The sequence below is a fragment of the Streptomyces sp. NPDC024632 genome, assembly GCF_055559175.1.
Window position 1 is genome coordinate 104855 of sequence record NZ_JBVHLD010000021.1, and the last position, 24957, is coordinate 129811.

Annotated in this window: 25 protein-coding genes; 11 read left to right on the forward strand and 14 right to left on the reverse strand. The window is 73.0% G+C overall.

Annotated features, from left to right (window positions below; genetic code table 11):
• Positions 1 to 64: 64 nt before the first annotated feature.
• Both ACZ37P_RS33215 and ACZ37P_RS33220 read right to left on the reverse strand, forming a co-directional pair.
• Positions 65 to 778, reverse strand: a complete 714-nt coding sequence (locus ACZ37P_RS33215; protein WP_355343891.1) for a cytochrome b/b6 domain-containing protein — start codon at positions 776 to 778, stop codon at positions 65 to 67.
• On the reverse strand, positions 762 to 1451 hold the full coding sequence (locus tag ACZ37P_RS33220; RefSeq protein WP_391164131.1) for a molybdopterin-dependent oxidoreductase: 690 nt from the start codon (positions 1449 to 1451) through the stop codon (positions 762 to 764). The genes ACZ37P_RS33215 and ACZ37P_RS33220 overlap by 17 nt, the downstream gene beginning before the upstream one ends.
• Positions 1452 to 1800: 349 nt before the next feature.
• Between ACZ37P_RS33220 and ACZ37P_RS33225 the strand changes: the two genes are divergently transcribed.
• A complete protein-coding gene (locus tag ACZ37P_RS33225) occupies positions 1801 to 2208 on the forward strand; it encodes a RidA family protein (RefSeq protein WP_401724679.1) in 408 nt (135 codons plus the stop codon).
• A 54-nt stretch (positions 2209 to 2262) separates the two neighbouring features.
• Here ACZ37P_RS33225 and ACZ37P_RS33230 read toward each other — a convergent pair whose 3' ends face one another.
• Positions 2263 to 3492 (reverse strand): PLP-dependent cysteine synthase family protein, encoded by a 1230-nt coding sequence (locus ACZ37P_RS33230; protein ID WP_467350102.1) that lies wholly within the window; start codon positions 3490 to 3492, stop codon positions 2263 to 2265.
• A 250-nt stretch (positions 3493 to 3742) separates the two neighbouring features.
• Here ACZ37P_RS33230 and ACZ37P_RS33235 point away from each other — a divergent pair, with 250 nt between their 5' ends.
• Positions 3743 to 4252 carry an ATP-binding protein gene (locus ACZ37P_RS33235; RefSeq protein ID WP_467350147.1) on the forward strand — a complete coding sequence of 170 codons (510 nt, stop codon included), beginning with the start codon at positions 3743 to 3745 and terminating at the stop codon, positions 4250 to 4252.
• A gap of 260 nt (positions 4253 to 4512) precedes the next feature.
• Here ACZ37P_RS33235 and ACZ37P_RS33240 read toward each other — a convergent pair whose 3' ends face one another.
• Entirely contained in the window at positions 4513 to 4818 is a 306-nt protein-coding gene (locus ACZ37P_RS33240; protein ID WP_467350104.1) for an SHOCT domain-containing protein, read from the reverse strand.
• A gap of 217 nt (positions 4819 to 5035) precedes the next feature.
• On the opposite strand from ACZ37P_RS33240, the gene ACZ37P_RS33245 reads away from it, so the two are divergent.
• Positions 5036 to 5947 carry a DUF2797 domain-containing protein gene (locus ACZ37P_RS33245; protein WP_467350106.1) on the forward strand — a complete coding sequence of 304 codons (912 nt, stop codon included), beginning with the start codon at positions 5036 to 5038 and terminating at the stop codon, positions 5945 to 5947.
• A gap of 996 nt (positions 5948 to 6943) precedes the next feature.
• On the opposite strand, the gene ACZ37P_RS33250 is transcribed toward ACZ37P_RS33245, so the two are convergent.
• Positions 6944 to 8176 carry an ROK family protein gene (locus ACZ37P_RS33250; protein WP_355343876.1) on the reverse strand — a complete coding sequence of 411 codons (1233 nt, stop codon included), beginning with the start codon at positions 8174 to 8176 and terminating at the stop codon, positions 6944 to 6946.
• Positions 8177 to 8193: 17 nt separating this feature from the next.
• On the opposite strand from ACZ37P_RS33250, the gene ACZ37P_RS33255 reads away from it, so the two are divergent.
• From ACZ37P_RS33255 to ACZ37P_RS33265, 3 genes are all read left to right on the forward strand, one after another.
• A complete protein-coding gene (locus ACZ37P_RS33255; RefSeq protein ID WP_467350108.1) occupies positions 8194 to 9540 on the forward strand; it encodes an MFS transporter in 1347 nt (448 codons plus the stop codon).
• 157 nt (positions 9541 to 9697) lie between these two features.
• Positions 9698 to 10111, forward strand: coding sequence for an SCO4225 family membrane protein (locus tag ACZ37P_RS33260; protein ID WP_355343871.1), 414 nt, complete (start codon positions 9698 to 9700; stop codon positions 10109 to 10111).
• Positions 10112 to 10173: 62 nt separating this feature from the next.
• A complete protein-coding gene (locus ACZ37P_RS33265; protein ID WP_467350109.1) occupies positions 10174 to 10956 on the forward strand; it encodes a maleylpyruvate isomerase family mycothiol-dependent enzyme in 783 nt (260 codons plus the stop codon).
• Positions 10957 to 10991: 35 nt separating this feature from the next.
• Here ACZ37P_RS33265 and ACZ37P_RS33270 read toward each other — a convergent pair whose 3' ends face one another.
• Positions 10992 to 11387 carry a MarR family winged helix-turn-helix transcriptional regulator gene (locus ACZ37P_RS33270; protein WP_355343865.1) on the reverse strand — a complete coding sequence of 132 codons (396 nt, stop codon included), beginning with the start codon at positions 11385 to 11387 and terminating at the stop codon, positions 10992 to 10994.
• 87 nt (positions 11388 to 11474) lie between these two features.
• On the opposite strand from ACZ37P_RS33270, the gene ACZ37P_RS33275 reads away from it, so the two are divergent.
• Together ACZ37P_RS33275 and ACZ37P_RS33280 are read left to right on the forward strand one after the other, a co-directional pair.
• Positions 11475 to 13052, forward strand: a complete 1578-nt coding sequence (locus tag ACZ37P_RS33275) for an MFS transporter (protein WP_467350111.1) — start codon at positions 11475 to 11477, stop codon at positions 13050 to 13052.
• Positions 13053 to 13236: 184 nt separating this feature from the next.
• A complete protein-coding gene (locus ACZ37P_RS33280) occupies positions 13237 to 13683 on the forward strand; it encodes a DUF6332 family protein (protein ID WP_467350113.1) in 447 nt (148 codons plus the stop codon).
• Here the strand turns inward: ACZ37P_RS33280 and ACZ37P_RS33285 are convergent.
• Genes ACZ37P_RS33285 through ACZ37P_RS33295 form a run of 3 tightly spaced genes read right to left on the reverse strand, consistent with a single transcriptional unit; the run spans position 13644 to position 16556 of the window.
• Positions 13644 to 14309, reverse strand: coding sequence for a response regulator (locus ACZ37P_RS33285; RefSeq protein ID WP_467350115.1), 666 nt, complete (start codon positions 14307 to 14309; stop codon positions 13644 to 13646). The genes ACZ37P_RS33280 and ACZ37P_RS33285 overlap by 40 nt on opposite strands.
• The gene (locus tag ACZ37P_RS33290; protein ID WP_467350116.1) at positions 14309 to 15715 is read right to left on the reverse strand and encodes a sensor histidine kinase; all 1407 of its coding nucleotides are present in this window, start codon (positions 15713 to 15715) and stop codon (positions 14309 to 14311) included. The genes ACZ37P_RS33285 and ACZ37P_RS33290 overlap by 1 nt, the downstream gene beginning before the upstream one ends.
• Positions 15716 to 15773: 58 nt before the next feature.
• A complete protein-coding gene (locus ACZ37P_RS33295) occupies positions 15774 to 16556 on the reverse strand; it encodes a TetR/AcrR family transcriptional regulator (RefSeq protein WP_391050200.1) in 783 nt (260 codons plus the stop codon).
• Positions 16557 to 16706: 150 nt separating this feature from the next.
• On the opposite strand from ACZ37P_RS33295, the gene ACZ37P_RS33300 reads away from it, so the two are divergent.
• Entirely contained in the window at positions 16707 to 17171 is a 465-nt protein-coding gene (locus ACZ37P_RS33300) for a nitroreductase family deazaflavin-dependent oxidoreductase (RefSeq protein WP_355343847.1), read from the forward strand.
• Positions 17172 to 17217: 46 nt separating this feature from the next.
• Here ACZ37P_RS33300 and ACZ37P_RS33305 read toward each other — a convergent pair whose 3' ends face one another.
• Entirely contained in the window at positions 17218 to 18471 is a 1254-nt protein-coding gene (locus tag ACZ37P_RS33305; RefSeq protein ID WP_355343843.1) for a geranylgeranyl reductase family protein, read from the reverse strand.
• Positions 18472 to 18630: 159 nt separating this feature from the next.
• On the opposite strand from ACZ37P_RS33305, the gene ACZ37P_RS33310 reads away from it, so the two are divergent.
• Positions 18631 to 20004 (forward strand): M20/M25/M40 family metallo-hydrolase, encoded by a 1374-nt coding sequence (locus tag ACZ37P_RS33310; RefSeq protein WP_467350120.1) that lies wholly within the window; start codon positions 18631 to 18633, stop codon positions 20002 to 20004.
• 87 nt (positions 20005 to 20091) lie between these two features.
• Here ACZ37P_RS33310 and ACZ37P_RS33315 read toward each other — a convergent pair whose 3' ends face one another.
• The 4 genes from ACZ37P_RS33315 to ACZ37P_RS33330 all read right to left on the reverse strand — a co-directional run bounded on the left by ACZ37P_RS33315 (position 20092) and on the right by ACZ37P_RS33330 (position 23716).
• Positions 20092 to 21123, reverse strand: a complete 1032-nt coding sequence (locus tag ACZ37P_RS33315) for an NUDIX hydrolase (protein WP_467350121.1) — start codon at positions 21121 to 21123, stop codon at positions 20092 to 20094.
• A gap of 305 nt (positions 21124 to 21428) precedes the next feature.
• On the reverse strand, positions 21429 to 21593 hold the full coding sequence (locus tag ACZ37P_RS33320; protein WP_467350123.1) for a hypothetical protein: 165 nt from the start codon (positions 21591 to 21593) through the stop codon (positions 21429 to 21431).
• A gap of 180 nt (positions 21594 to 21773) precedes the next feature.
• Complete coding sequence (locus tag ACZ37P_RS33325) at positions 21774 to 22241, reverse strand: hypothetical protein (RefSeq protein WP_467350125.1); 468 nt, start codon at positions 22239 to 22241, stop codon at positions 21774 to 21776.
• A 503-nt stretch (positions 22242 to 22744) separates the two neighbouring features.
• Positions 22745 to 23716 carry an ROK family protein gene (locus ACZ37P_RS33330; RefSeq protein ID WP_355343834.1) on the reverse strand — a complete coding sequence of 324 codons (972 nt, stop codon included), beginning with the start codon at positions 23714 to 23716 and terminating at the stop codon, positions 22745 to 22747.
• A gap of 177 nt (positions 23717 to 23893) precedes the next feature.
• Between ACZ37P_RS33330 and ACZ37P_RS33335 the strand changes: the two genes are divergently transcribed.
• The gene (locus ACZ37P_RS33335) at positions 23894 to 24883 is read left to right on the forward strand and encodes a LacI family DNA-binding transcriptional regulator (RefSeq protein WP_467350127.1); all 990 of its coding nucleotides are present in this window, start codon (positions 23894 to 23896) and stop codon (positions 24881 to 24883) included.
• Positions 24884 to 24957 lie beyond the last annotated feature (74 nt).

Here is a 24957-nt window from a genome sequence, read left to right on the forward strand (position 1 = left end):
GCCCGTAACAGAACTGCCGCGAAAGGTACGTGCGACCGCGAACCGGCCGCGGGCGCACCGGAGTTCAGCGCGGCCCGCGCGCCGTGGTCTTCCCCGACTTCCCCGTCCTCCCCGGAGCACGGCCGCCGCCGCTCCCCTCCCCGTCACCCTCGGTCGGGGATTCCGGCTGCCACAGCGGGTGTTCCTCCTTGATCCACCAGCGCGGTACGTAGCCGGTGCGCAGGCCGCGCCGCGCCTCGGGGTCCTTGCTGGCGAACCACACGTGTCCGGTGATCCCGGCGGCCAGCAGGAGCGCCAGCCAGTCGTGCACGAAGGTGGCGCCGGTGCGGTAGAGCAGCGGGGACATCCGGGGGAACCACATGATCAGCCCGCTGCCGATCATCACCAGCACCGCGCCGACGCTGAAGGCGGCGAAGAGCTTCTGGCCCGCGTTGAACTTGCCCGCCAGGCTCGGCTCGCGCCTGCGGGTGCGCAGCGCGGCGCGCAGCCAGCGCCAGTCGTGCGGGAAGAACCGGCCGAGCCCGCTCGCGTCCCGGCGGAAGGCGCGCGAGGCCAGTCCCAGGATCACCGGTACCGGGAGCAGGATGCCGGACCACTCGTGGACGGTGACGACCAGCCGTCTGCGGCCGACGATCTCCGACAGCGGCGGGAAGTACAGACAGGCGGCGGTGAACACGCACACGCCCATCAGCCAGGCCAGTGAGCGGTGCACCCAGGTCTCGGCGCGGGTGAAGCGGCGCAGCCCGGTGACGGCCCGTGCCTCACGTAGTCGGGTCATCATGGCGGCCGTTCGACGTGCCGACCCATCCGTCCACGTCATAGCCGTAATGCTCCCAGTAGCCGGGTTGGACGTCCTTGGTGACCGTGATTCCGGACAGCCACTTGGCAGACTTGTAGAAGTACATGGGCGCGGCGTAGAGCCGTACGGGTCCGCCGTGCGCGTCGGTGACGGGCTTGTCGTTCATGGTGAGCGCCACCAGCATGTCGGGCCGCCTGGCCTGCTCCATGGTGAGGCTCTCGGTGTAGACGCCGTCGAAGCAGTTGAAGCGGATCGCCCCGCCCTTGGCCTGGACGCCCGCCGCGTCGAGCAGGGTGGACAGCCGCACCCCGGAGAACGCGGTGCTCGGCACCCGCCAGCCGGTGACGCACTGCACGTCGTGCACCATCCGCACCTGCGGCAGCGCCCGCAGATCGGCGAGGCGGTACGAGGCGGGCTTGTCGACGAGGCCGCCGACGGTCAGCCGGTAGTCGTTCTCGCCCCGGTGCGGGATGGAGTTGGACACCGAGTAGAAGCGGAAACCGCCGCCGCCGGGCAGCAGTCCGGTCACCCCGGTGGGGTCCTTGGCGCTGACCGACGCCAGGATCGTGTCGAGCTTGCCCTGGACGGCGCTGCCCACGCCGACGCCGACGGCGCCGAGTCCCAGCATGCCGAGGATGACTCGGCGACCCACGGGGGTGCCGCGCCCTTCCGATTCCGCGCCTTCCGGGGAGTCCTGAGCGTCCTGCGAGTCCGGGGTGTCCCGCGGTTGGGGGGTGTCCGGCGTTCTGGGGGTGTCCGGCGATTTCGGTGTGTGCGGGACTGCCGACGGCGGAAGCGGTTCCGGTGACCTCACCAGGTGGGACGTGCTGTCTTCCATTCCTCGATTCGAGCACGCCGGAGGCCCGCTGGCCAGGGTCGGCGGCACTCCGTCAGAGTTTCGTCACATCCGGGTCCGTTTATCCGCGTCCGCTGTGCGTTCCGCGAGGTCGCGGCGGGTGCGGGTGCGGGGACCGGCACACGGCTGTGCCACCATGCCGGTCATGGGTGACAAGGATCAGTCGGGCATCGCGCACTACGAGCGGCCGGAGGGGCTGCCGCCGGTCAACGGGTACAGCCACGCGGTGGCGTTCACCGGGCGCATGGTCGCGGTGTCGGGTCAGGTGCCGCTCGACGCGGACGGCACGCTGGTCGGCGAGGACGACGCCGAGGCCCAGATCCGGCAGGTGTTCGTCAATCTCGTGGCGGCGCTGGCCGCCGCGGGCGCGACGCCGGACCGGATCGTGAAGCTCACCGTCTTCCTCACCGATCTCGCCGACCTCGCCGCCTTCCGGCGGGTGCGGGACGAATTCCTGGCCCCGCAGAGGCTCCCCGCGTGTTCCCTGGTACGGGTCGCCGGGCTGGTCAACCCCGCGTTCCGGGTGGAGATCGACGCGCTGGCGGCGATCTGATCAGGCACTGGGTCCGGCGCCGGACCGCGCGCCGACCTCGTATCTGACGTGGCGTCAATCCGGCCGACTGCCGTCCGCCAGAAAGGCGTCGATCGCCGCCGCGTACGGCGCGATGTCCAGGCCCTGCGCCGCGAGCCAGGCGTCGGAGTAGTACTTGTCGAGGTAGCGGTCGCCCGGATCGCAGATCAGGGTGACGACGCTGCCGGTGCGCCCCTCCGCGACCATCTCGGCGATGATCTTGAAGGCGCTCCACAGCCCGGTGCCGGTGGAACCGCCCGCCTTGCGGCCGATGGCCGTGTCGAGGGCGCGTACGGCCGCGACCGAGGCGGCGTCCGGGACCTTCATCATGCGGTCGATCGCGCCGGGCACGAAGCTCGGCTCCATACGCGGCCGTCCGATCCCCTCGATCCGTGAACCCCGGTCGCAGGAAACGGACTTGTCACCGGTCAGCCAGCCGTCGAAGAAGCACGAGTTCTCCGGGTCGGCGACGCAGATCCGCGTGTCGTGCTGCATGTAGTGCACATAGCGGGCGATGGTCGCCGAGGTGCCGCCGGTCCCCGCGGTGGCGACGATCCAGGCCGGGTCCGGGTACCGCTCACGGCGGAGCTGCTGGAACATCGACTCGGCGATGTTGTTGTTGCCGCGCCAGTCGGTGGCGCGCTCGGCGTACGTGAACTGGTCCATGTAGTGCCCGCCGGTCTCGGCCGCGAGCCGCGCGGAGACCTCGTAGACCGTGCGCGGGTCGTCCACGAGATGACACCGGCCGCCGTGGAATTCGATCAGCCGCTGCTTCTCGTGCGCGGTGGTGCGCGGGAGGACCGCGACGAAGGGCACGCCGATGAGACCCGCGAAATAGGCCTCGGACACGGCGGTCGAGCCGCTGGACGCCTCGATGACCGGCTTGCCGGGGCGGATCCAGCCGTTGCACAGCCCGTAGAGGAAGAGCGAGCGGGCGAGGCGGTGCTTGAGCGAGCCGGTCGGGTGGGTGGACTCGTCCTTGAGGTAGAGGTCGATGCCCCACGACTCGGGCAGCGGGAAGCGCAGCAGGTGGGTGTCGGCGGACCGGTTGGCGTCGGCCTGGACCTTGCGGACGGCTTCCTTCAGCCAGGCGCGGTAGCCGGTGTCGGTGCGGTCGACGTCCACCGTGCCCGTACGGACGCCCGCCCGGTCACCCGCCCCGGCCGCTCCGGTCGCCCCCGCCGCTCCGGCCCCCTCGGCAGTTCTTCCCGCGCCGCTCGCCCCGTCCGATCGCTCGCCGGTCTCGTCCGAATCGTTCGCGTCCATGCCGTGGATCATAAGCGTCTAAACCACCGGAAAGCGGTCCAGCACTGGCCCGTCGGCCTTTGCGCAGGCGGGCGACGGTCCCGGAAGTTGCGGATTCGGCCACCTGGGGAGACTCTGAAATCGCATCACGGAGTGCTGTAGCAGTCACTCTACGCATTTTCGCTCAGGTGTTCCCATCGGAGCGGCGTACGTCCCGGACCCGCCCCGCGGTGTTCCGGCCCCCGCCGCGGAGGGAGTCGCAGCCGTGATCATGCAAGCCGACCAAACCGACAGAGAGTGTGCGCTCGAACTCGACGCGCATCCGTACCGGATCCAGCAGATCCGGCGCATCGTGTCCGCCCAGCTTCGCTACTGGCGTCTCGACCCGCTGATCGACGCGGCGTCGCTCGGCATCAGCGAACTGCTCGCGAACGTCCACCGCCACGCCAAGCCCGACAAGCACTGCTCGGTGCGTCTGTCGCACGCGACCGACCGCCTCACGGTGGCCGTCACCGACAACGACCCGAGGCTGCCGAAGCTGGCACCGGCCGCCGCGGAGCCGCTGGCGACCGCCGGTCGCGGGCTGGCCATGGTGGAGGCGGTGAGCGACAGCTGGGGCACCGATCTGCTGCCCGAGGACGGCGGCAAGGTCGTGTGGTTCGTGCTCCGCACACCGATGCCGCGGCCGTCGCTGGTCCCGCTGCGTGCCGCTGTGGCCTTCGAGCCCCCGCGTGAGCGCATCGCCGCCGTCGCCGCCAGTATCGCCGTACCGGTCGCCTGACCGACCCGGTGCGCAGGCCGCCCGTCACGGCGATCCCGTACGGTGCCTGCGCGGCGATCCGCGAGGCCACGGAACCGGCCGTCGTATCCCCCCGTGCGGATACGACGGCCGGTCCGTCTGTGCGCGCGCTCCTCCGCCGTGTCCCGCTATCGTGTCTCATTGTCGTGCCGGGCCGCCGTGTCCCGCTGGCTCACTCGGTGGTGACGGCCCGCAGGACGTCCAGCCGGGCCGCCCGTCGTTCGGGCCGCTGGGCAGCGCGCTCACGCCGTACCGCCCGTGCCCTCGCGCAGGTCACGGCCGAAGCGCTCGTCCAGGACCGACAGTCGGCGCCAGTACTCGTCCTCGTCGATCTCGCCCGCGGCGAAGCGGCGGCCGAGCAGGGTGACCGGCGAGTTCTCCGCGGCCTCGGCGGCCGCCTCCGACCGCCAGGGGCCGCCGCGCCCGCGTCCGCGCCAGACGGTGCGGCGCAGCACGGTGATCACGGTGACGACCACAGCCGCCCAGATCAGGGGCAGGAACATAATCCACGGGCCGGGCCCGCCGTCATGCCAAGCCAGGGTGTTCATCGCTCGTCAACTCCTCGGTGGATGCCGGGTCGGGAGGCTTCTTCCGACACCACCGAGCCTCGTCCTCCACAGGCCGCCCGTCGTCGTACGGCCAGCGGCACCCGCGCTACCACCCGCGCAGTACGCGGCGGCCCCGGCACTGCTCCCGGCCGGTACGGGCACCGCCGTCAGCGGTCGAGGGCGGGCGCTGTCGTACCCCTGCCCTAGGGTCGGGGACATGTGGCACTGCACGGGACTGGGCTGGGGTCAGGGCGGTCCCGAGTGGACGTGGTGGCATCCGGTGCACCGCGGCCGGTCGAGCCCGCTGCGGCTCGGCGGACCGCTGTCCCTGGCCGTCGGCGCGGACGCGGTACGCACCTGCGCGGGGGTGTGGCGCGGCGGCCGGTACGTGACGTGTCCTTACGGCGCGCGGCTGCCTCCCGACGTACGGCGCGACCAGTGCGAGCGGTGCGCCGCGCTGGACCGTTCGTATTCGGTGGCGGCCGACACCAAGGCGGACGATCCGCGGCCGTACGCCGTCTATCTGGCCTGGTTCGGCCCCGGACTGCTCAAGGTGGGCATCACGGCGGCCGAACGCGGCGCGGCCAGGCTGCGGGAGCAGGCCGCCGTCTGCTTCACCTTCCTCGGCGAGGGGCCCCTGATGACGGCCCGCCGTACCGAGGCGATCCTGGGCGCGGCCCTCGGCGTCCCCGACCGCGTCTCCGCTCCGGCCAAGCGCGCCGCCCGCCACGCGCTGCCCGACGCGGAGGCCCGCGCGGCCGAACTGCGCGGCCTGCACGCCTCGGTGGCCGGCCTGCTGCCCGACACCTTGCGGGCTCGGCCCTGCGAAGTCGTCGACCACGCCGTCCTGTTCGGCCTCTCCCCCGGTCAACTCCCGCCTCCGGCCGCCCGCATCACCGCGCTGCCGCCGGGCAGCACGGTGACCGGGACGGTCAGGGCGGCGGCCGGTTACGACGTCTACGTGCGGGTCTCGGAGCCGGAGGGGGCGGAAGGCCCGGGCCGCCTTCTGCTGCTCGACACCCGGCTCGCCCAGGGCTGGCCCCTGCTGCGACCGCCGCACGGCGCGCCAACGGATGTCCCGACGGCCGTCACCGCGCCGGCCAAGCAAGCCCCGCCGCCGCTCTTCTGAGGGCTCGCCGCTGCGCGGTCTGTCTTGCCCGCCCGCCCGCCCACCCGTGCGGGTGCTTTGTCGTCTGCGGGTGCCGCCTGTGCCTGGTCGGTGCCGGTCCGGGGCACCTCCTCGAAATCCGTACCACCTGGCCCTTACGAATCCGGCACCCGGCCGTCAACGTATTTCTGCGGGGGCACCCCGCCCCGTCCCCTCCCGGTATGTCGGCGTCCGACGGTCCGGTGGGGGTTGCCGGGGAGGGGGTGGGTGGGGGCTCGCCCCCTGCGCCCCCCGACCCGCCCGCGTAGGCGGGAGGGGGATGGATGGGCTCGGGCACGTCGGCGTCCGACGGTCCGCTGTGGCTGAGGAAGTCCCAAAGACCGGCGACGGCACCCGGCCGTTCCTCCACCGCGGGATCGACGGAGAGCGCCCCCTCAGGGCGGAAGACACCCGGGGCACCCTCACAATCTTGGACCCCCACCCCGGCCCCCCACCGGACAGGCGGACGCGACCGTACCCGAGCCCACCCACCCCCTTCGCCCACCCCGCCGGGAGGTCGGGGGCGCAGCGGCCGAGCCCCCACCCACCCCTTCCCGTCCGCCCCGGCTGGACGGTCGGTCGCGCAGGGGGCCGAGCTCCCACCCACCCCGTCCCATCCGCCCCAGGCGGACCGTTGGACGCCGACGTACCCGAGCCCACCCACCCCCTTTCGCCCACCCCGCCGGGAGGTCGGGGAGCGCAGGGGCCGAGCTCCCACCCACCCCCCTCCGCCACCCCCACCGGACAGGCGGACGCCGACGTACCGGGAGGGGACGGGCCGGGGTGCCCCCGCAGGGGGACGAACGGACAAGGGCTGGACGTCATCGAAGTGCGGACACGTTCGTCGCCCGAGGAGGTGCCCCGGCCCGGCACCGACCAGGCACAAGCGGCACCCGCAGACGAAAAAGCACCCGCACGGGTGGGCGGGCGGGAACGACAAGGCACACAGCGGCGAACCGCCAAACGAACGGGCACCCCTCACCCGCCCAGCAGCGCCAGCGGATCATCCAGCACCGGCTGCCACGCCAACTCCGCCGCCCCGACAAGGCTGTTGTGGTCCAGAGCACAGGCGAGCAGCGGCACACTACCGCTGCGCCCCCAAAGGCTGTGATCGGCGACAACAGCCCGCAAACGCTCCGGATCAGCGTCCAGCAGATACCGGTGCAGGCCGCCGAGAAGGATGCGATCGGGGTTGAGGACGTTGACGAGTCCGGCCAGACCGCGCCCGAGGCGGTCGATGAGGGTGTGCGCGGCGTCGCGGACGGAAGGGTCGGACGGGTCGTCGTACTCCCTGCGGAGCAGGTCGATGGACTGCTGGAGCAGCGAGCCCTCGGGCCCCGGCGCGCGACCGGCCGCTTCGAGGAAGGCCAGCGGGTCGGCCTCGACGTCGAGACAGCCGCGGCTGCCGCAGTGGCAGGGGCGTCCGTCGGGCAGCACGGTGAGGTGGCCGACCTCCAGGGCGAGCCCTGAACTGCCGGTGTGCAGACGGCCGTCGAGGACCAGGGCGCCACCGACACCGCGGTGTCCGGAGGCGACGACGAGCAGGTGCTGGGCGTCGCGTCCCGCGCCGTGCCGGTGTTCGGCGAGCGCGGCGACGTTGACGTCGTTGCCGATGAAGGAGGGGACGGGGTCGCCGTCGGGTCCCGTGATGCCGACGCGGGCGATCTGGCTCGCGAACACCTGCCGTACGGGGGCGCCCGCGGGCCACGCGAGGTGCAGCGGGTTGAGTGCGGTGCCCTCGGGCTCCGCGACGGCGGACGGTACGGCGAGGCCCGCGCCGACGCAGACCCGGCCCGACGCGCTCAGCAGCTCCGCTCCGGCCTCGACGACCGCGGCGAGCACATGCGCGGGATCGGCGTGCACGGTCATGGAGCCGGGCGCGGTGGCGACGATCTCGCCGCCGAGTCCGACCAGCGCGGCCCGGAATCCGTCGGCGTGCACCTGGGCGGCGAGCGCGACCGGTCCGCCGGGGGCCACGTCGAGCCGGTGCGAGGGACGGCCCTGCGCGCCGGAGGGGCCGGTGGGCCGGGTGTCGACCCGGATCAGTCCCAGCGCCTCCAGCTCCGCGGCCACCGCCCCGGCGGTGGCGCGGGTCACTCCGAGCTCCGCGGTCAGCAGGGCGCGGGTCGCCGCGCGGCCGGTGTGCACGAGGGAGAGTGCCGGGCCGAGCGCGCCCCGACCCCTCTCAAGCCTTGTCCGAATCTGTGTCACCCCTCTATTCTGACTTTGTGCCGACGCTAAACAAAATAGGGACGGCCCTCGGCCGATCCCACCACACTCCGCCACCCTCTCCTGCCCTACGCCGCCTGCGCGTCGCCCTGACCGTCTTCTTCGCCGTCGACGGCTTCCTCTTCGCCGGGTGGGTCGTCCGCATTCCCGCGATCAAGGCCCAGACCGGCGCGACCGCCGGTCAGTTGGGCCTCGCGCTGCTCGGTGTCTCCGTCGGCGCCATCGCCACGATGGTGCTCACCGGACGGCTCTGCCGCCGCTTCGGCAGCCGCCGGGTGACGGTGCTGACCGGCATCCTCCTCTCCCTGAGCATCGCCCTGCCCCCGAGGACGCACTCGGCACTCGCCCTCGGCCTCGTCCTGCTGCTGTTCGGGGTGGCCTACGGCGGCATGAACGTGGCGATCAACAGCGTCGCCGTCGACCTGGTCGCGGCCATGCGCCGCCCGGTCATGTCCAGCTTCCACGCGGCGTACAGCATGGGCGGCCTGCTCGGCGCGGGGCTCGGCGGCCTGCTGGCACCGCACCTGTCGGCCGCCACGCACCTGCTGCTGCTCACCCCGATCGGCCTGCTGACGGTCTTCCTCGCCGGACGCGTCCTTCTGGCGCACCCGCTGCGCCAGCCGTCGGCGGTCGCGGCACGCCAGACGGCCGGACCCGTACAGGCCCGTACGGAACCGCCGCTCGTGGACGGCCCGGCCCGTACGGTCGCGGCACCTGCCGACGCGGTCACCGCGACGGCGAAGGACCCGGTGCACGCGCCCGCCGCGAAGACCGCGCCCGGCAAGCCTGCCAGGACGGGGCTGATCGTCCTCCTCTTCGGGCTGATCGCGGCGTGTTCCGCGTACGGCGAGGGCGCGCTCGCCGAGTGGGGGCCGCTGCACATCGAGCAGGATCTGCACGGGGGGTCGAGCATCGCGGCGGCCGGTTACGCGGCGGTCGCGGGCGCGATGATGCTCGGCCGCCTTTCCGGTACCGCGCTGATCGAACGCCTCGGACAGACACGGGCGTTGGTGCTGGGCGGCCTCACCGCCTCCGCGGGGATGCTGATCGGCGCGCTGGCGCCGTCGACCCCGGTCGTGGTGGCCGGTTTCGCCGTCACCGGGCTCGGCCTGGCCAACCTCTTCCCCACCGCCATGGCCAGGGCGGGCGAACTGACCGGCCCCGGCGGCGTCGCGGCGGCCTCCACCCTCGGCTACGGCGGCATGCTGCTCGGCCCGCCCTCGATCGGTTTCCTCACCGACGCCGTCGGCCTGCCCACCGCGCTGACCACCGTCTCCGCCCTGGCCGCGGTCGCGGCGGCCATCGCCTACGGCGTACGGAACAGCGCCGCGCGCGCCGAGAAGTGACCGACGGAACAGGCGCTCACCGGCACGTATCACGGCATGCTGGTCCCCGGCCGCGAGATCCACTGCCGGAAGCGTAGGGCCCGGAGACCGGGCGGGGCGAAGGCGTCGGAGCCTCACGGGCCGGAATCGTACGGGTTCGGAACCGCAAGGAGGAGCGATGCGCATACCGTCCTGGCTGACCACCGCCACCGGCCCGCTGCACCGGGAACGGATCTCCCGCGGCTATCTGTACGTCGTCGGCGCCGCGCTGGCGCTGATGCTGCTGGACACGGCGGTCTTCTCGCACCGCAACGCCTCGCTCACCGCCGTCCTGCTGGTGCTGCTGACCCTGCCGTGGACGCCGCTGATCTGGGCGCTCTTCGCCGCGGTCGGCGGCATGGACACCCGTGGCACCGCCTTCGGCTGGTCCGGCTGGACGCTGACCGTCGTGGCCGCGCTGGTCTCCGCGGCGCTCAACGCCGTACTGCTCGGCTACGCGGCCCGGTACGCCCGCCGCCGCGCCGACACCAGGGGCGAGCGTTCCGCCGACGGCTCGACGGCCGCGGAGACGGGCGCCCGGCCCACCCGCTGAGCGGGCCGCCGGCCCCGTTTACTCCCTCGCCCGCACGGTGACCGTCCTGCGAGAATCCGCGCATGGAGAGCGATCAGCGGACGGGGAAGCGGACGGGGAGCATGGAGACAGCCGAGTTCATCGACACGCTGCGCGACGAGGGCACGCTGCTCGCCGACGCGGCGGGCGGCGCCGGTCTCGACGCGCCCGTGCCGCCGTGTCCCGGCTGGCGGGTGCGCGACCTGCTGGCGCACACCGGCGCGGTGCACCGCTGGGCCACCGGGTACGTCGCCGAAGGCCGCATGGAGCGCGAGCCGTTGGACCCGGCGGTGCCCGACGACCCGGAGCTGGTGGACTGGTACCGGGGTACGCATCGGCGGCTCACGGAAGCTCTGGTCGCCGCCCCCGCCGATCTGACGTGCTGGTTCTTCCTGGCGGCGCCCTCGCCGCTGGCCTTCTGGGCGCGGCGCCAGGCCCATGAGACGACGATCCACCGGATCGACGCGGAGGCGGCGCTCGGCCGCGACCCGTCCCCGGTGGACACCGGCTTCGCGGCGGACGGCGTGGACGAGCTGCTGACCGGCTTCCAGGCCAGGCGGCGGGCCAGGCTCCGCACCGACCGGCCGCGCACGCTGCGGGTCCGGGCGACCGACGTGCCGGGCGGCGCCCGCGAGTGGCTGCTGCGGCTCTCGTCCGAGGCCCCGACCGCGGAGCGCGACGCGCCCGGTGAGGCGGACTGCACCGTCACCGGCTCGGCGGCCGACCTCTATCTGGCGCTGTGGAACCGCGGGTCGTACGAGCGGCTGTCGGTGACGGGTGACGACGCGCTGGTGGAGCTGTGGCGTCGGACGGCGAAGATCACCTGACGAACGGACCGGGGCCCGCGGATTGACGAACGGGGTCAGCTCTGGACGAGCATCCGTTCCAGCACGGCGCGGTGGCAGGGGCGGGCCTGTTCGTATCGGGCGCGGCCGGTCTCGGTGAGGCCGACGCGTACGCCCCGGCGGTCCTCGCTACAGATGCCGCGGTCGACGAGACCGTCCTTCTCCAGCCGGGCGACGAGCCGGGACAGCGCGCTCTGGCTGAGGTGGACGCGGTCGGCCAGCTCCTGGACGCGGAAGGTGCAGCCGCCGTCCTGGGGGTCGCCGGAGGCCAGCAGGTCCAGCACCTCGAAGTCGCTGGCGCCGAGCCCGTACTGGTGCAGCGCACGGTCGAGTTCACATGCCGTGCGCGCGTGAACGGCAAGGATCTGCCGCCACTCGTCCACGAGCGCCCGCTCACCCTTGTCGCCGGTCATGTCTGCACGGTAGCAGAAAGCGAACCCTTCATGCACGGACATTAAATGCGCTTGCATTGAATGCGTGCGCATGTAAGTCTCGCCTCCATGACCTCTCCGTCTCCTACCGTCCCCCGCACCGAGGAGCGATGGAGTGCCCTGCAGTGGGGCACGCTCCTGGTGCTCTGCGCGGCGCTCTTCCTCGACGCACTCGATGTGTCGATGGTCGGCGTGGCGCTGCCTTCGATCGCCCACGACCTCGACCTCTCCACGTCCTCGCTCCAGTGGGTCGTCAGCGGTTACATCCTCGGCTACGGCGGCCTGCTGCTGCTCGGCGGCCGCGCGGCCGACCTGCTCGGCAGGCGCCGCGTCTTCCTCATCGCGCTCGGCGTCTTCGCCGTCGCCTCACTGCTCGGCGGCCTGGTCGACTCGGGTGAACTGCTGATCGCGACCCGCTTCATCAAGGGCCTCAGCGCCGCGTTCACCGCGCCCGCCGGACTGTCGATCATCACCACGACCTTCGCCGAGGGCCCGGTCCGCAACCGCGCCCTCACCATCTACTCGAGCTGCGGCGCCACCGGCTTCTCCATGGGTCTGGTGCTCTCCGGCTTCCTCACCGAGGCGGGCTGGCGCTGGACGATGCTGCTGCCCGCGCCGGTCGCGCTGATCGCCCTCGCCGCCGGTCTGAAGCTCATCCCGAAGAGCCCGCGCGAGAGCGGCAAGGGCCGCGGATACGACCTGCCGGGCGCCGTCACCGGCACGGCCTCGATGCTGTTGCTGGTGTTCACCGTGGTCTCGGCGTCCGAGGCGGGCTGGGCCTCGGCCCGCACGCTGGTCTCCTTCGCCGCCGTCGCCGTCCTGCTGGCGTCCTTCGTCGCCATCGAACACCGCTCCTCGTCCCCGCTGATCCGGCTCGGCGTCCTGCGCTCGTCCAGCCAGATCAGGGCCAACCTCGGCGGCGCCACCTTCTTCGGCTCGTACGTCGCCTTCCAGTTCCTCGTCACGCAGTACATGCAGAACGTGCTGGGCTGGAGCGCCCTGCACACCGCGCTCGCCTTCCTGCCCGCGGGCTCACTGGTGGCCGTCCTGTCCACCCGGATGGGCCCGATCGTGGACCGGTTCGGCACGCCACGGGTGATCGCCGTCGGCTTCACCTCGCTGGTCATCGGCTACATCCTCTTCCTCCGGATCAATCTGGACCCGAACTACGCGGCGGCCATCCTGCCGTCGATGCTGCTGCTCGGCGCCGCCTTCGCGCTGGCCTTCCCGTCCCTCAACATCCAGGCCACCAACGGCGTCAAGGACCATGAGCAGGGCATGGTCTCCGGACTGCTCAACACCTCCTTCCAGGTCGGCGGCGCCATCTTCCTGGCCGTGGTCACCGCGGTGGTCACCGCAGCCGGCGGCGATCACCCGGCGAACAAGCAGGCCATTCTGGACAGTTACCGGCCCGGCCTGTGGGTCGTCACCGGCATCGGTCTCGTGGGCCTGCTGCTGACCCTGTCCGGGCTGTTCACCCGCAGGAAGGCGTCCTACGGCATCCTGGTCGCGTCCTCGGCCGACTTCGAGAACGGGGGCGCGGGACGGTCCGGCGCCGCCGGTTCCGCGGCTGCCACGGGGTCTGTCGGTTCCGCGGGCTCCGCCGGGGCGGCCGACGAGCCGGAACAGGTCGCCGTGCGCGACTGATCACCCGGTCGGCCGACCGCTCGGCCGACTGTCCGATTCCCATCCCGCGTCCCTTCCGGCGTCCTCCGACTCCCTTGGTGATCCGGGCACTTGACGACCGGCCCCGCGCGAAAAGGCATCGCGCGGGGCCGGTCGTGCCATGGCAGACTTGGCCGCATCGCAATTGCGACGGGAGGGGCGGGGGATGCGCGGAAGCCGTACGCAAGCGGAACGCGACGCCATCACAGTCGAAATGGTCTTCGCCATGGTGTCGGGCGCCGTGCTGGCGGCGGTCGGATTTCTGGCGGTGGTGAGCCCGGTCATGGCGGACGAGGCCCACGGCACGGCCCGCGAAGGGTGGTTCACCGCCGCGGTGATCGTCGCCGCGGCCGCCTTCTGCGGGCGCGTCGCCCTGACGCTCCGCCGCTTCGAGCAGCGGGGGCACGCGCTGCACGAGCGGATTCCGTTACCCGGGGCACCGGTCGGCGCGGACGCGGGCACCGAGAGGGGCGCGGGCGCCGAGTCGGGCGCCGGAACCGGTCCTGATCCGGGGGCCCAGTGGGGTACGGCGGCCGGCCGTTCGCCCTCGGGCGGCGGGTCGGTGACGTCGGGTCAGCCCAGCCAGCCGGGGCGGACGAGCCCGGACTCGTAGGCCATCACGACCAGTTGGGCCCGGTCGCGCGCCCCGAGTTTCACCATCGCGCGGCTGACGTGCGTCTTGGCGGTGAGCGGGCTCACGACGAGGCGGCGTGAGATCTCGTCGTTGGACAGCCCGATGCCGACCAGCGCCATCACTTCCCTTTCCCGCTCGGTGAGTTGGTCCAGGCCGACCGCCTGCGCGGGCTCCTTGGAGCGAGCGGCGAATTCGGCGATCAGCCGTCGGGTCACACCGGGCGACAGCAGCGCGTCGCCCTCCACCACCGCCCTTACCGCGCGCAGCAGTTCCTCCGGTTCGGTGTCCTTCACCAGGAAGCCGGAGGCTCCGGCGCGGATCGCCTCGAAGACGTATTCGTCGAGTTCGAAGGTGGTGAGGATGACCACCTTGACCTCGGACAACGCCGGGTCGTCGGTGATCCGGCGGGTGGCGGCGAGACCGTCCGTCAGCGGCATGCGGATGTCCATCAGCACGGCGTCGGGGGTCATGTCGCGGACCAGCCGCAGCGCCTCCTCGCCGTCGGCCGCCTCCCCCACCACCTCGATGTCGCTCTGCGCGTCCAGCAGCGCGCGGAATCCGGCGCGTACCAGCACCTGGTCGTCGGCCAGCAGCACGCGGATCACTAACGCTCCTCGGTGGCCTCGACGGCCTTGGTGAACTCGGTCGCCTCAGCGGCTCCGTCGGCGGGGGTGGGCCGGTCGGCGCGGTCCTGCGGCGGCGGCTCGACCGTGCCCGATCGTACGGCGCGTGGCGTCGGCGGGGCGGCCGGTGGGGTCGGGCCCTCGGACCGGTCGGCCGGGGCGGAGGGTCCGGGCGTCGGGCCGATTGGAGCCTCGGTGCCGCCGCCCGGTACGCCCGGCGCGACGATCGGCAGCAGCGCGCGGATCCGGAAGCCGCCGTCGGGGCGCGGGCCCGCCTCCAGCGTGCCGCCCAGCGCGACGCTCCGCTCGCGCATGCCGACCAGGCCGTTGCCCCCGCCGCTCTCGCCGCCCGCGACGGCGGGTCCGTCGTCGTCGACCGTCACTTCCACGCTGCCGGGCCGATAGCCGAGGCGGATACGGGCGGCGCGGGAGCCGGAGTGCCGCACGATGTTCGTCAGCGCCTCCTGCACGATACGGAAGGCGGCGAGGTCGACGCCGGGCGGCAGCGGGGCCGGTGCGCCGTCGACGGTGACCTCGGCCTTCAGGCCCGCGGAGCCCGCCTGTTCGACCAGTTCGGGGAGCCGGTCGAGGCCCGGTGCGGGCGAGCGCGGTGCCTCGCCGGGGGCGCGGAGCGTGCTGAGCACCTGCCGTACCTCGCCCAGCGCTTCCTTGCTGGCGGCCTTGATGGTGACCAGCGCCGTCCGCGCCTGCTCCGGCCGCTCGTCCATCAACGCGAGGGCCACGCCCGCCTGCACATTGATCACCGAGATGCTGTGCGCGAGCACGTCGTGCAGTTCGCGGGCGATCCGCATGCGCTCCTCGTCGGCCTTGCGGTGCTCGGCCTCGGCCCGCTCACGGCGGTCCCTGGCGATCTGCTCCCGCCGTACCCGGTACAGCTCGGCGGCGGCCAGCACCGCGAGCAGCCAGGCACCGGCCGCTGAGGTCTCCGCCCAGGACGCGCGGCCGTCGCCGGAGGGCGGCAGATAGCGGTAGAGCCACTGGCCGATCAGCGTGTGTCCGGCGAAGAACACCAGGGCGATGGCCGGCACGGCCCTTCTGTGGCCCGCGGCGACGGCGCTGAAGAAGGCGACGACGAGGCTGGCGAAGACCGGGCCGTAGGGATAGCCGAGCGTGATGTAGAGCAGCGTCGCGCCGCAGGTCGCGGCGGCCACGACGACCGGCGCGCGGCGGCGGATGAGCAGGAGTGCCGGGCCCGCGAGCAGCAGCAGGTAGCCGAGCCAGTCCAGGCCGACCCGGCCGGTCTGGTGGCCCGATGCCACGCGGGTGCCGACGACCTGGACGAAGGCCAGCGCGAGTGCGGGGATCCAGACGGGCCGCGCGAACGGGATTCCGTGGCGCGGCGGCCCTGTCGGCTCCTCGTTGCTCATGCGTTCCACGCTAGACCGCGGTCCAGGAGGCGGCGTCCGCTGTACGGGGGCACCGCGACTACTTCGCGGGGAGTACGCCGTCCGTCGCCGACGCGTCCGCGGGTATGTCGTCAGGGGTGTCCGCCGAGGCGCTCGCGGGGGCGCCGAGGCCGACTTGGCGGGCCAGTCCCGCGGCTGCCAGTTCGAGGAATTCACGGCGGGCCTCGACCACCCGGTTGAACTGCCCGAAGACCTCGAAGCTGATCAGCCCGAAGAGCTGCGCCCAGGCGGCGACGAGCGCGGCGACCGTCCGCACCGGCAGATCGGGGGCCAGTTCCGCGGCGAGCCGGGCGGCGTCGGCGCGGACGGGGGCGGCGAGCGGATTGCCGGGCGGCTGCGTGAGCAGGCCGTCGCGGTGGGCGTCGCGGACGACGGAGAACAGGGCCAGGGCGGCGCGGGAGGCGGGGCCGATGGTGTCGAGCGGCGCGGTGTAGCCGGGTACGGGTGAGCCGTAGATCAGCGCGTACTCGTGCGGATGGGCGACGGCCCACTCGCCGGCGGCGCGGCAGATCGCGACCCATCGGTCGGCCGGTGCCGCGCCCTGCTCCACCGCGCTCGCCAGGGCGTCCTCCGCCGCCGCGCCGATCGCGTCGTAGGCGTCGATGATGAGAGCGGTGAGCAGATCGTCCCTGCTCGGGAAGTAGCGGTAGAGGGCGGATGAGACCATGCCCAGTTCGCGTGCGACCGCGCGCAGCGAGAGCCGCGCCGCTCCCTCGGCGGCGAGCTGGCGTCTGGCCTCTTCCTTGATGGCCGCGGTGACTTCGATCCTCGCCCGTTCCCTGGCTCCTCTGATCACGCTCATGGCAGCCAGTGTGCCATCTCCAAGAGCATCAGCCAAGAAAGAGAGCAGTGCTCTTGCTTTTTCTCACGAGGCGCTGGCACACTGTTCTCAAGCGAGAGCACCGCTCACAACAGCGGTCACGACAGCAGTCGAGAAATCGGAGAGATCGCCATGTCTGAGCAGGTCGCACACGTCAAGAAGCCCGGCTGGTTCACCGTCAACGTCCTCAATCGCACGGTCGGCTGGCTGACCCGGCGCGGCTTGAGCGTCTGGGGTTCGCGGGTGCTGGCCGTCCGGGGCCGCAAGAGCGGTGAGTGGCGGCAGACCCCGGTGAATCTGCTGACCTTCGAGGACCGGCGGTATCTGGTGGCCCCGCGCGGCCACGTCCAGTGGACCTACAACATGCGGGTGGCCGGCGGCGGCGAACTGCACCTCGGCAAGAAGGTCGAGGAGTTCACCGCCACCGAGGTGGCCGACGACGACAAGCCCGCCATCCTGCGCGCCTACCTCAAGCGCTGGAAGGCCGAGGTCGGAGCCTTCTTCGACGGCGTGGGCCCGGATTCGACCGACGAGGAGCTGCGCGCGATAGCGCCCAACCACCCGATATTCCAGGTCCACGCCACCGACGGGAAGTGAGGCGCGGGAGTACGGCACAGGGCCCGGAGCCGGGCCGGGGCCGATGTCAGGCCCGGTCGACGGCCTCCAGCGCCTTGCGGGCGAGCGGGTGGGTGCGGACGAGTTCGGCGAGCGAGCTCTTTCCGCGGGTGATGCCCGCGAAGGCGCGCCAGGCGGGCGGGAATGTGGTGAGCACAGCGTGCAGCATTCCGGGGCGCCGTTCGAAGAGGGTCAGCATGCGGCGGCCGACCCCCATCTCGACGCCGAGCCCGGCCTTCACCGCGAAGGTGTAGTTGAGGGCCTGGCGCCTGGCGTCCACCGCGTCGTGGGACTCGGCGATGCGCACGGCCCACTCCCCCGCCAGACGGCCGGAGCGCAGCGCGTAGGAGATGCCCTCGCGCGTCCAGGGTTCGAGCAGGCCCGCGGCGTCGCCGCAGACCAGGACCCGGCCCCGGGAGAGCGGGGAGTCGTCGGCGCGGCAGCGGGTGAGGTGGCCGGAGGAGACGCTGGGTTCGAACCCGGCCAGGCCGAGCCGGGCGATGAAGTCGTCCAGGTAGCGCTTGGTGGCGCTGCCGTCGCCGCGGGCGGAGATCACGCCCACGGTGAGGGAGTCGCCCTTGGGGAAGACCCAGCCGTAACTGCCGGGCAGCGGGCCCCAGTCGATCAGCACCCGTCCCGCCCAGTCCTCCGCGACGGACGTGGGGACCGGGATCTCCGCCTCCAGGCCGAGGTCGACCTGGTCGAGCTTGACGCCGACATGAGCGCCTATCCGGCTCGCACTGCCGTCGGCGCCGACGACGGCGCGGGCGTAGACGGTCTCCTCGACGCCCTTGCCCGCCGGGCCGCCGCTGCCGTTGAGCACGACGGCGACGGTGCGACGGTCGGGGACACCGGGACCGTGCTGCTCCACACGGGAGACGGTCACTCCGGTGCGCAGCTCGGCGCCCGCCTCGCAGGCGGCCTCCACGAGGGCGTTGTCGAATTCGGGCCGGTTGATCAGCCCGAAGAGCATCTGCCGGGAGCGCTTGGTGCGCGTCAGCTTGCCGTTGAGACTGAAGGTGACCGCGTGCACCCGGTCGCGCAGGGGCAGTTCGAATCCCGGCGGCAGGGCGTCCCGTGAGGACCCGATGATGCCGCCGCCGCAGGTCTTGTACCTCGGCAGTTCGGACTTCTCCAAGAGGAGGACCCGACGGCCCGTCACGGCCGCGGCGTGGGCCGCGGTGGCCCCCGCGGGGCCCGCGCCGATCACCACGACGTCCCAGACCGCGAGCGCCTCGCCGTCGTTCGCGCCGCTGTCCTGCGCCGCCTGCTCACCGCTCACGTCTGTTTCGCTCCCGCTCGGCCTGTCCGGCTGTGTTGCCCCTGTTCAGCCGCATCCTATTGCGCCCGTCCGGAACATCTCGCTGTGGCACCATCGGCAGCGACCCCGTTGTGTGCACCAACGACCGATGTTGCCACCTGATTCCTGCTAGGAGCACCTATGTCCAGCACCCCGCTCGCCGATACTGTCGCCGCCCTGCTTCCCCGTGCCCGGACGGAGCTGGCGGAGCTGGTGTCGTACGCGTCGGTGGCCGATGAACGACAGTTCCCGAAGAGCGAGTGCGAGAAGGCGGCCGTCTGGGTGGCCGACGCGCTGCGGGCGGAGGGCTTCCAGGAGGTGGCCCTGCTGGACACCCCCGACGGCACGCAGTCGGTGTACGGCTGGCTGCCGGGGCCCGAGGGCGCGCCGACGGTGCTGCTGTACGCGCACTACGACGTGCAGCCGCCGCTGGACGAATCGGCGTGGCTGTCCCCGCCCTTCGAGCTGACCGAGCGGGACGGCCGCTGGTACGGGCGTGGCGCGGCCGACTGCAAGGGCGGCGTGCTGATGCACCTCACGGCGCTGCGGGCGCTGCGCGAGCACGGCGGCGCTCCGGTGAACATCAAGGTGATCGTGGAGGGTTCCGAGGAGCAGGGCACCGGCGGTCTTGAGCGCTACGCCGAGGAGCACCCGGAGCTGCTGGCCGCCGACGCGATCGTGATCGGCGACGCGGGCAACTTCCGGGTGGGGCTGCCCACGGTGACCTCGACGCTGCGCGGCATGGTGCTGGCGGAGGTCCGCGTCTCGACGCTCGAAGGCAACCTGCACTCGGGGCAGTTCGGCGGGGCGGCGCCGGACGCGCTCGGGGCGCTGATCCAGATCCTGGCGTCGCTGCGTGACGCGAACGGTTCGACCACGATCGACGGTCTCGACGCCTCGGGCGAGTGGCCGGGGCTGCGCTACCCGGAGGAGGACTTCCGGCGCGACGCCAAGGTGCTGGACGGTGTGGAACTGGTCGGCAAGGGCAGTGTCGCGGACCGGATCTGGGCGCGTCCCTCGGTGACGGTGCTGGGCGTCGACGCGCCGCCGGTCGTCGGCGCGACCCCGTCCGTACAGGCCACCGCGGGCGCGCTGGTGAGCGTCCGGGTCCCGCCGGGCACCGCGGCCGAGCAGGCGGCCGAGGCGCTGACCGCGCATCTGCGGGCGGCGGCTCCGTGGGGCGCGAAGGTGGAGGTGACGCAGCGCGGCAGCGGTCAGCCGTTCCGCGCGGACACCGGGAGCCCGGCGTACACGGCGATGGCGGACGCGATGCGGGAGGCGTACGGGGAGGAGTTGGCGGTGGCCGGGCAGGGCGGTTCGATCCCGCTGTGCAACACCCTGGCGACCCTGTATCCGCGAGCCGAGATCCTGCTGATCGGCCTCAGCGAGCCGGAGGCGCAGATCCACGCGGTCAACGAGAGCGTGTCGCCGCGGGAGCTGGAGCGGCTGTCGCTGGCGGAGGCGCTGTTCCTGGGCCACTACGCGGCCTCCAAGTCCGCGGGCGGCGCGGCCTGACCGACCCGCGGGACCCGGCCGCCGTCACCGCCGTCCACGCCGGGTGGGCGGCGGCGGGGGCAGCGGCGGCCGGGCGGGGCGGGGTCATTAGGCCGGGTGACCGGCCTCCAGGTTGAGCGGGCGGCCCTGTTCGCGGGCGCGCAGCGCCCAGCGCAGCCGGTCGAGGCGGGCCGGTGGGAGCAGTCCCGCGGCCTCGTCCTCGGTGACGAAGCGCCAGCCGCGCAGTTCGGCGCCGGGCAGCAGCAGGCGGCCGATGTCCGCTTCCGCGACCCGGCCGCCGTCGAAGATCAGGCGGAGCCCGCCGTAGCCGGGCGGGCGTGGTGGTTCCCAGTCGACCACGAGGAGTTCGAGGCCGCGGGCGAGTTCGAGCCCCAGCTCCTCGGCGACCTCGCGGTGTCCGGCGCGCGCGGGCGACTCGCCGCGTTCGACGACCCCGCCGGGGAACTCCCAGCCGGGTTTGTAGGTCGGGTCGACAAGCAGGACGCGGTCGGCGTCGTCGAAGAGCAGGACGCCGGACGCCACGGTCTCCGCGGTCGGTTCGGGGGTCTGGACGATCCCGCAGGCCCCGGCGCCGCGCCCGACGGCCTCGGTGACCCGCAGCGCGGTCTGACGGGGGGTCAGGCCCGCGGTGGACAGGATGTGCGCGTCCAGGGCGAGCCACGGCAGGGCGTTCTCGTAGTCGGCGATGCGGTCCAGCGCCCAGCGGCGGGCCCGGTCGTTCGTTCCGGTGCGGTCGGGGTGGTCGTCCCTGGTGGCGATGCGTTCACGCAGGATCGTTTCTCCTGGTTCCAGCAGCACGTGCCGGACCTCGATGCCACGGGAAGCGAGGCCACCGAAGATCTCGTCGCGGTAGTCCTGCCGCAGCAGGGTCATCGGGGCCACCAGAACGCCGCCCACCTCATTGAGGAGAGCGGCGGCGGTCTCGACCACCAATCGCCGCCATATGGCCAGGTCCTGATAGTCGGTCACTTCTTGGAGCCGTTTTTCCGGCAGCAGTTGGCGCAGACAGCCGCCGAGTACCTCGGGGTCGTACAGGGTGCTTTCCGGTATCAGCTCCAGCATCTCCAGTGCGGCGCTGGTCTTCCCCGCGCCGAACGCCCCGTTCACCCAGATGATCACGGTGCCCCCTTTTCCGTAGACCCCTACGAATTGCCCGGATCATCGTGGGCGGCAAACGCGCCGTGGCCCGCGGCGGCGCGTACCGGCCGCAGCGGTCGGCGCGGGGAGGTCAGCGTGACGGACGCCGGACCGTCGCGGTGCGGGCCGTCGGAGCGCGGCCCGGGCCGCGTCTCCGCCTCCGCGGCCGCCACCCTGTGCTCACGGCGGACCGGGCAGCGCCCGCCGCGTCGAGCCGGGCGCCGCACGCGATCCGGTGGAAGGCGCGGGTCGCTCCCGCCTCCCGGTCCTCGGAAACGCGCCGCCCCTCAGCGGGAATCCGGCACGGCGGCGGCAGGGGCGGGCCTCGGCGCGGCACCCGGTTTGCCGCGCAGCGGGTCCTCCTCGGCGAACAGCGCGGCCAGGAAGGCAGCGGCGCAGACGGCCGCGGCGACCATGAAGATCTGATGCGTCCCCGTCGCGCCGGAACGCAAGTACGCGTCCCGCGCCGCCCGCGCCCGGCCGACGCCCCTCGGTGGCCCGGGTGAACAGCGAGCCGAAGACGGCCACGCCGAGCGAGCCGCCGCCCGTACGGAAGAGCGTGGTGCCGGCGGACGCGACGCCCATGTCCCGCATCCCGACGTTGTTCTGGGCGATCGTGGTGGACATCCGCGTCAGCAGGCCGAGCTCCGCACCGGCCGGAGCGTGGCACCGAACATCGCGGCGCCCACCGCGAAGATCATCATCGACGAGAGGCGGACGTTGCGGGTGCCGAACACCCTCAATGGCAGGACGGGTTCGGCCGCGCGGCGCTGCGAGGCGACAATGGCGGCCAGGCCGAGCGCGGCGGCGACGGCCAGCGGGCCGATCCGCCAGGAGGCCCAGGCGTAACGGTTGCCCGCCCAGGTCCCGGCGAGCACAACCGAGGAGAGGGCGAAGGTCATGAGGACGAAGCCGAGCCAGTCGGTCCCGGCCTTGCCGCGGGTGGCGGGCAGCCGCAGCATCACCTGGCACCACACCAGCGCGAGCAGGCCGAGCGGCAGATTGACGGAGAAGGCCCAGCGCCAGCCGAGGTGGCCGGTGACGAAGCCGCCGAGCAGCGGGCCGCCGATGGTGCCGAGCACCATGACCGAGGCGGTCATGCCCTGGCAGCGGCCCCGCTCGCCGTGGCGGCACCGGCGCGCCGATCAGCCAGAAGGCGCCCACGGCGAGACCGCCCGCGCCGAGCCCCTCAAAGGCCCTGAAGGCGATCAGCGCCGTCATCGGCTGCGCGGCACCAGAGTGCGCGCCCCCTGACGAGACACGGCACGCGGTGGCGTCCACGACGCGAAGCACACCGCGCGGAGGCCAAGGTCTCGGGGCCCGCCCCCAGACGCCCTCACCCCTCGGAAGAGAGCACACCGAGATCTCGGCGCGCACGGTGCGCCGCCCTCACCAATCGCCAGAGGGCACGCCAGGTCTTTTGAGGGGCGCGGGGAACTGCGCGCCCAGCCAGCGCCCAGCCGCGGACCGCAGCCGGCCCCCGCGAGGCGGTCACCTCTTCGGATTGTCGGGCCACCGGCCCGACAAAGGCCGAGCACGCCGCAGGCCCCCGCCCCCACAGGAACCGTCCTCGCGGACGCGAACCCGGCGGCGAGCCGCCCCGTCAGATCGTCGTCGTAAAGGCGTCCAACCGCAGCGCCTGCGCCGCAGCCGCCGCCGCCCCGACCAACCCGGCATCCGTCCCGAGCTTGGCGGGCACGACATCGACCCCGGCCGCGAAAGAAAGCGTGGCGTACCGCGCGAGGTGCTCCCGGAGAGGATCGAAGAGAATCGGCCCGGCCCCCGCGACACCCCCGCCGATGACGGCGACATGGATCTCGACGAGCGTCGCGGTGGCCGCGATCCCGGCCGCGAGCGCCTGTGCGGCCCGGTCGAAGGAGGCCAGCGCCACGGCGTCCCCGCCGCGCGCGGCCTCGGCGACGGCCGCCGCGGTGGGCGCGGCACCGGCGGGCGGCACCCAGCCCCCGTCCAGCGCGCGGCGCGCGATGTTCGGCCCGCTGGCGATCCGCTCGACGCAGCCGCGCGACCCGCACGGGCAGAGATCGCCGTCGAGGTCGACGCTGATGTGACCGATGTGCCCGGCATTGCCGGTGGGCCCGGGAAGGAGGGCGCCGCCGAGGACCAGACCGCCGCCGACCCCGGTGGAGACGACCATGCACAGCGCGTTGTCGTAACCGCGGGCGGCTCCCTGCCAGTGCTCGGCCGCGGTCATGGCGACCCCGTCGCCGGTGAGGACGACGGGCAGGCCGCCGACCGCGTCGGACACCCGCGCGACGAGCGGGAATTCGCGCCAGCCGGGCACGTTGACCGGGCTGACGGTGCCGTGCGCGGCGTCGACGGGACCCGCGCTGCCGATGCCGACGGCGACGACGCGGGGCCACACGGCGGTGGCCCGCAGCTCGGCGATCACGTCGGTGACCGCCCGCACCACCGTCTCGCCGTCCTCCCCCGCGGGCGTCGCCCGCAGCGCCCGCGCCAGCAGTCGCCCCTCCGCGTCGATGAGCGCCCCGGCGATCTTCGTACCGCCGATGTCGATTGCGGCCACGAGTGGACCGGTAGCGCCTTGGGGGTGCATCGCTCGGGGATCTCCTCTTTCCTGACGTTCCTGACGAATATCCTGGCGAATCGCCCGGGGTTCCGCGGAAACGGCACCAGAGATAGTCTCGCCTAACTCTGACAACGTTGTCCAACTCTTCCCGCAGGGAATACTACGATCGTGACCCACAGTTCTGGACGAGTTCCCCGGCCCACCATGAAAGATGTCGCCGCCCGAGCGGGCGTCGGCCTCAAGACGGTGTCGCGGGTGGTGAACGAGGAGCCCGGCGTCACCCCGGACACGGTCGCCCGCGTCCAGGCGGCGATCGACGCGCTCGGCTTCCGGCGCAACGACAGCGCGCGACTGCTGCGCACCCGCCGCACCGCCAGTGTCGGCCTGGTGCTCGAAGACCTCGCCGACCCGTTCTACGCCCCGCTCAGCAGGGCGGTCGAGGACGTGGCGCGGGCCAACGGCGCGCTGCTGTTCACCGGGTCGAGCGCCGAGGACCCGCGGCGTGAGCAGGAGCTGGTGCTGGCGTTCTGCGCCCGCCGGGTGGACGGGTTGATCGTGGTGCCCGCGGGTGACGACCACCGGTATCTGGTCCCGGAGATCGAGGCCGGGGTGGCCACGGTCTTCGTCGACCGTCCCGCGGGCCGGATCGACGCGGACATGGTGCTGACCGACAACGCGGGCGGCACCCGTGACGGTGTCGCGCATCTGATCGCGCACGGACACCGCAGGATCGGCTTCATCGGTGACCAGCCGGGCATTCACACCGCCGCCGAGCGACTGCGCGGCTACCGCGAGGCGATGACCGACGCGGGGCTGACGATCAGGCCCGAGTGGTATTCGATGGGCCCGACCAACCCCGAGCGGGTCCGCGCCGTCCTGGCGTCCCTGCTGTCCGGTCCCGAGCCGGTGACGGCGCTGTTCGCGGGCAACAACCGCGTCACCGTCACGGCGGTGCGCGTGCTGTCCCACCACCCGCGCCCGGTCGCCCTGGTCGGCTTCGACGACTTCGAACTCGCCGATCTGCTCGACCCGCCGGTCAGCGTCGTGGCCCAGGACTCGCCGGGGCTCGGACGCAGCGCGGCGCAGTTGCTCTTCCGCCGCCTGGAGGGCGGCGCGGACGCCGCTCCCGCCCGGCTGGAGCTCCCCGCCCGCCTGATCGCCCGCGGCTCCGGCGAGATCCCCCCGTCCGACTGAGCACTCGCCGGGCCCGTACGGCATCGGCCCTTGTCCGGCGGGCATGCGCCCGCCGCGTCAGGGGCCGTTCGCGA

Bases quoted from the DNA above. Each gene is read 5' to 3' on its own strand.
- ACZ37P_RS33335 (WP_467350127.1), top strand. From the start codon at position 23,894: ATGAAAGATGTCGCCGCCCGAGCGGGCGTCGGCCTCAAGACGGTGTCG.
- ACZ37P_RS33245 (WP_467350106.1), top strand. From the start codon at position 5,036: ATGTGGCACTGCACGGGACTGGGCTGGGGTCAGGGCGGTCCCGAGTGG.
- ACZ37P_RS33270 (WP_355343865.1), bottom strand. From the start codon at position 11,387: ATGACCGGCGACAAGGGTGAGCGGGCGCTCGTGGACGAGTGGCGGCAG.
- ACZ37P_RS33240 (WP_467350104.1), bottom strand. From the start codon at position 4,818: ATGAACACCCTGGCTTGGCATGACGGCGGGCCCGGCCCGTGGATTATG.
- ACZ37P_RS33290 (WP_467350116.1), bottom strand. From the start codon at position 15,715: ATGAGCAACGAGGAGCCGACAGGGCCGCCGCGCCACGGAATCCCGTTC.
- ACZ37P_RS33330 (WP_355343834.1), bottom strand. From the start codon at position 23,716: ATGCACCCCCAAGGCGCTACCGGTCCACTCGTGGCCGCAATCGACATC.
- ACZ37P_RS33300 (WP_355343847.1), top strand. From the start codon at position 16,707: ATGTCTGAGCAGGTCGCACACGTCAAGAAGCCCGGCTGGTTCACCGTC.
- ACZ37P_RS33260 (WP_355343871.1), top strand. From the start codon at position 9,698: ATGCGCATACCGTCCTGGCTGACCACCGCCACCGGCCCGCTGCACCGG.
- ACZ37P_RS33325 (WP_467350125.1), bottom strand. From the start codon at position 22,241: ATGACCGCCTCGGTCATGGTGCTCGGCACCATCGGCGGCCCGCTGCTC.
- ACZ37P_RS33215 (WP_355343891.1), bottom strand. From the start codon at position 778: ATGACCCGACTACGTGAGGCACGGGCCGTCACCGGGCTGCGCCGCTTC.
- ACZ37P_RS33275 (WP_467350111.1), top strand. From the start codon at position 11,475: ATGACCTCTCCGTCTCCTACCGTCCCCCGCACCGAGGAGCGATGGAGT.
- ACZ37P_RS33265 (WP_467350109.1), top strand. From the start codon at position 10,174: ATGGAGAGCGATCAGCGGACGGGGAAGCGGACGGGGAGCATGGAGACA.
- ACZ37P_RS33280 (WP_467350113.1), top strand. From the start codon at position 13,237: ATGCGCGGAAGCCGTACGCAAGCGGAACGCGACGCCATCACAGTCGAA.
- ACZ37P_RS33225 (WP_401724679.1), top strand. From the start codon at position 1,801: ATGGGTGACAAGGATCAGTCGGGCATCGCGCACTACGAGCGGCCGGAG.
- ACZ37P_RS33230 (WP_467350102.1), bottom strand. From the start codon at position 3,492: ATGGACGCGAACGATTCGGACGAGACCGGCGAGCGATCGGACGGGGCG.
- ACZ37P_RS33235 (WP_467350147.1), top strand. From the start codon at position 3,743: ATGCAAGCCGACCAAACCGACAGAGAGTGTGCGCTCGAACTCGACGCG.
- ACZ37P_RS33295 (WP_391050200.1), bottom strand. From the start codon at position 16,556: ATGAGCGTGATCAGAGGAGCCAGGGAACGGGCGAGGATCGAAGTCACC.
- ACZ37P_RS33310 (WP_467350120.1), top strand. From the start codon at position 18,631: ATGTCCAGCACCCCGCTCGCCGATACTGTCGCCGCCCTGCTTCCCCGT.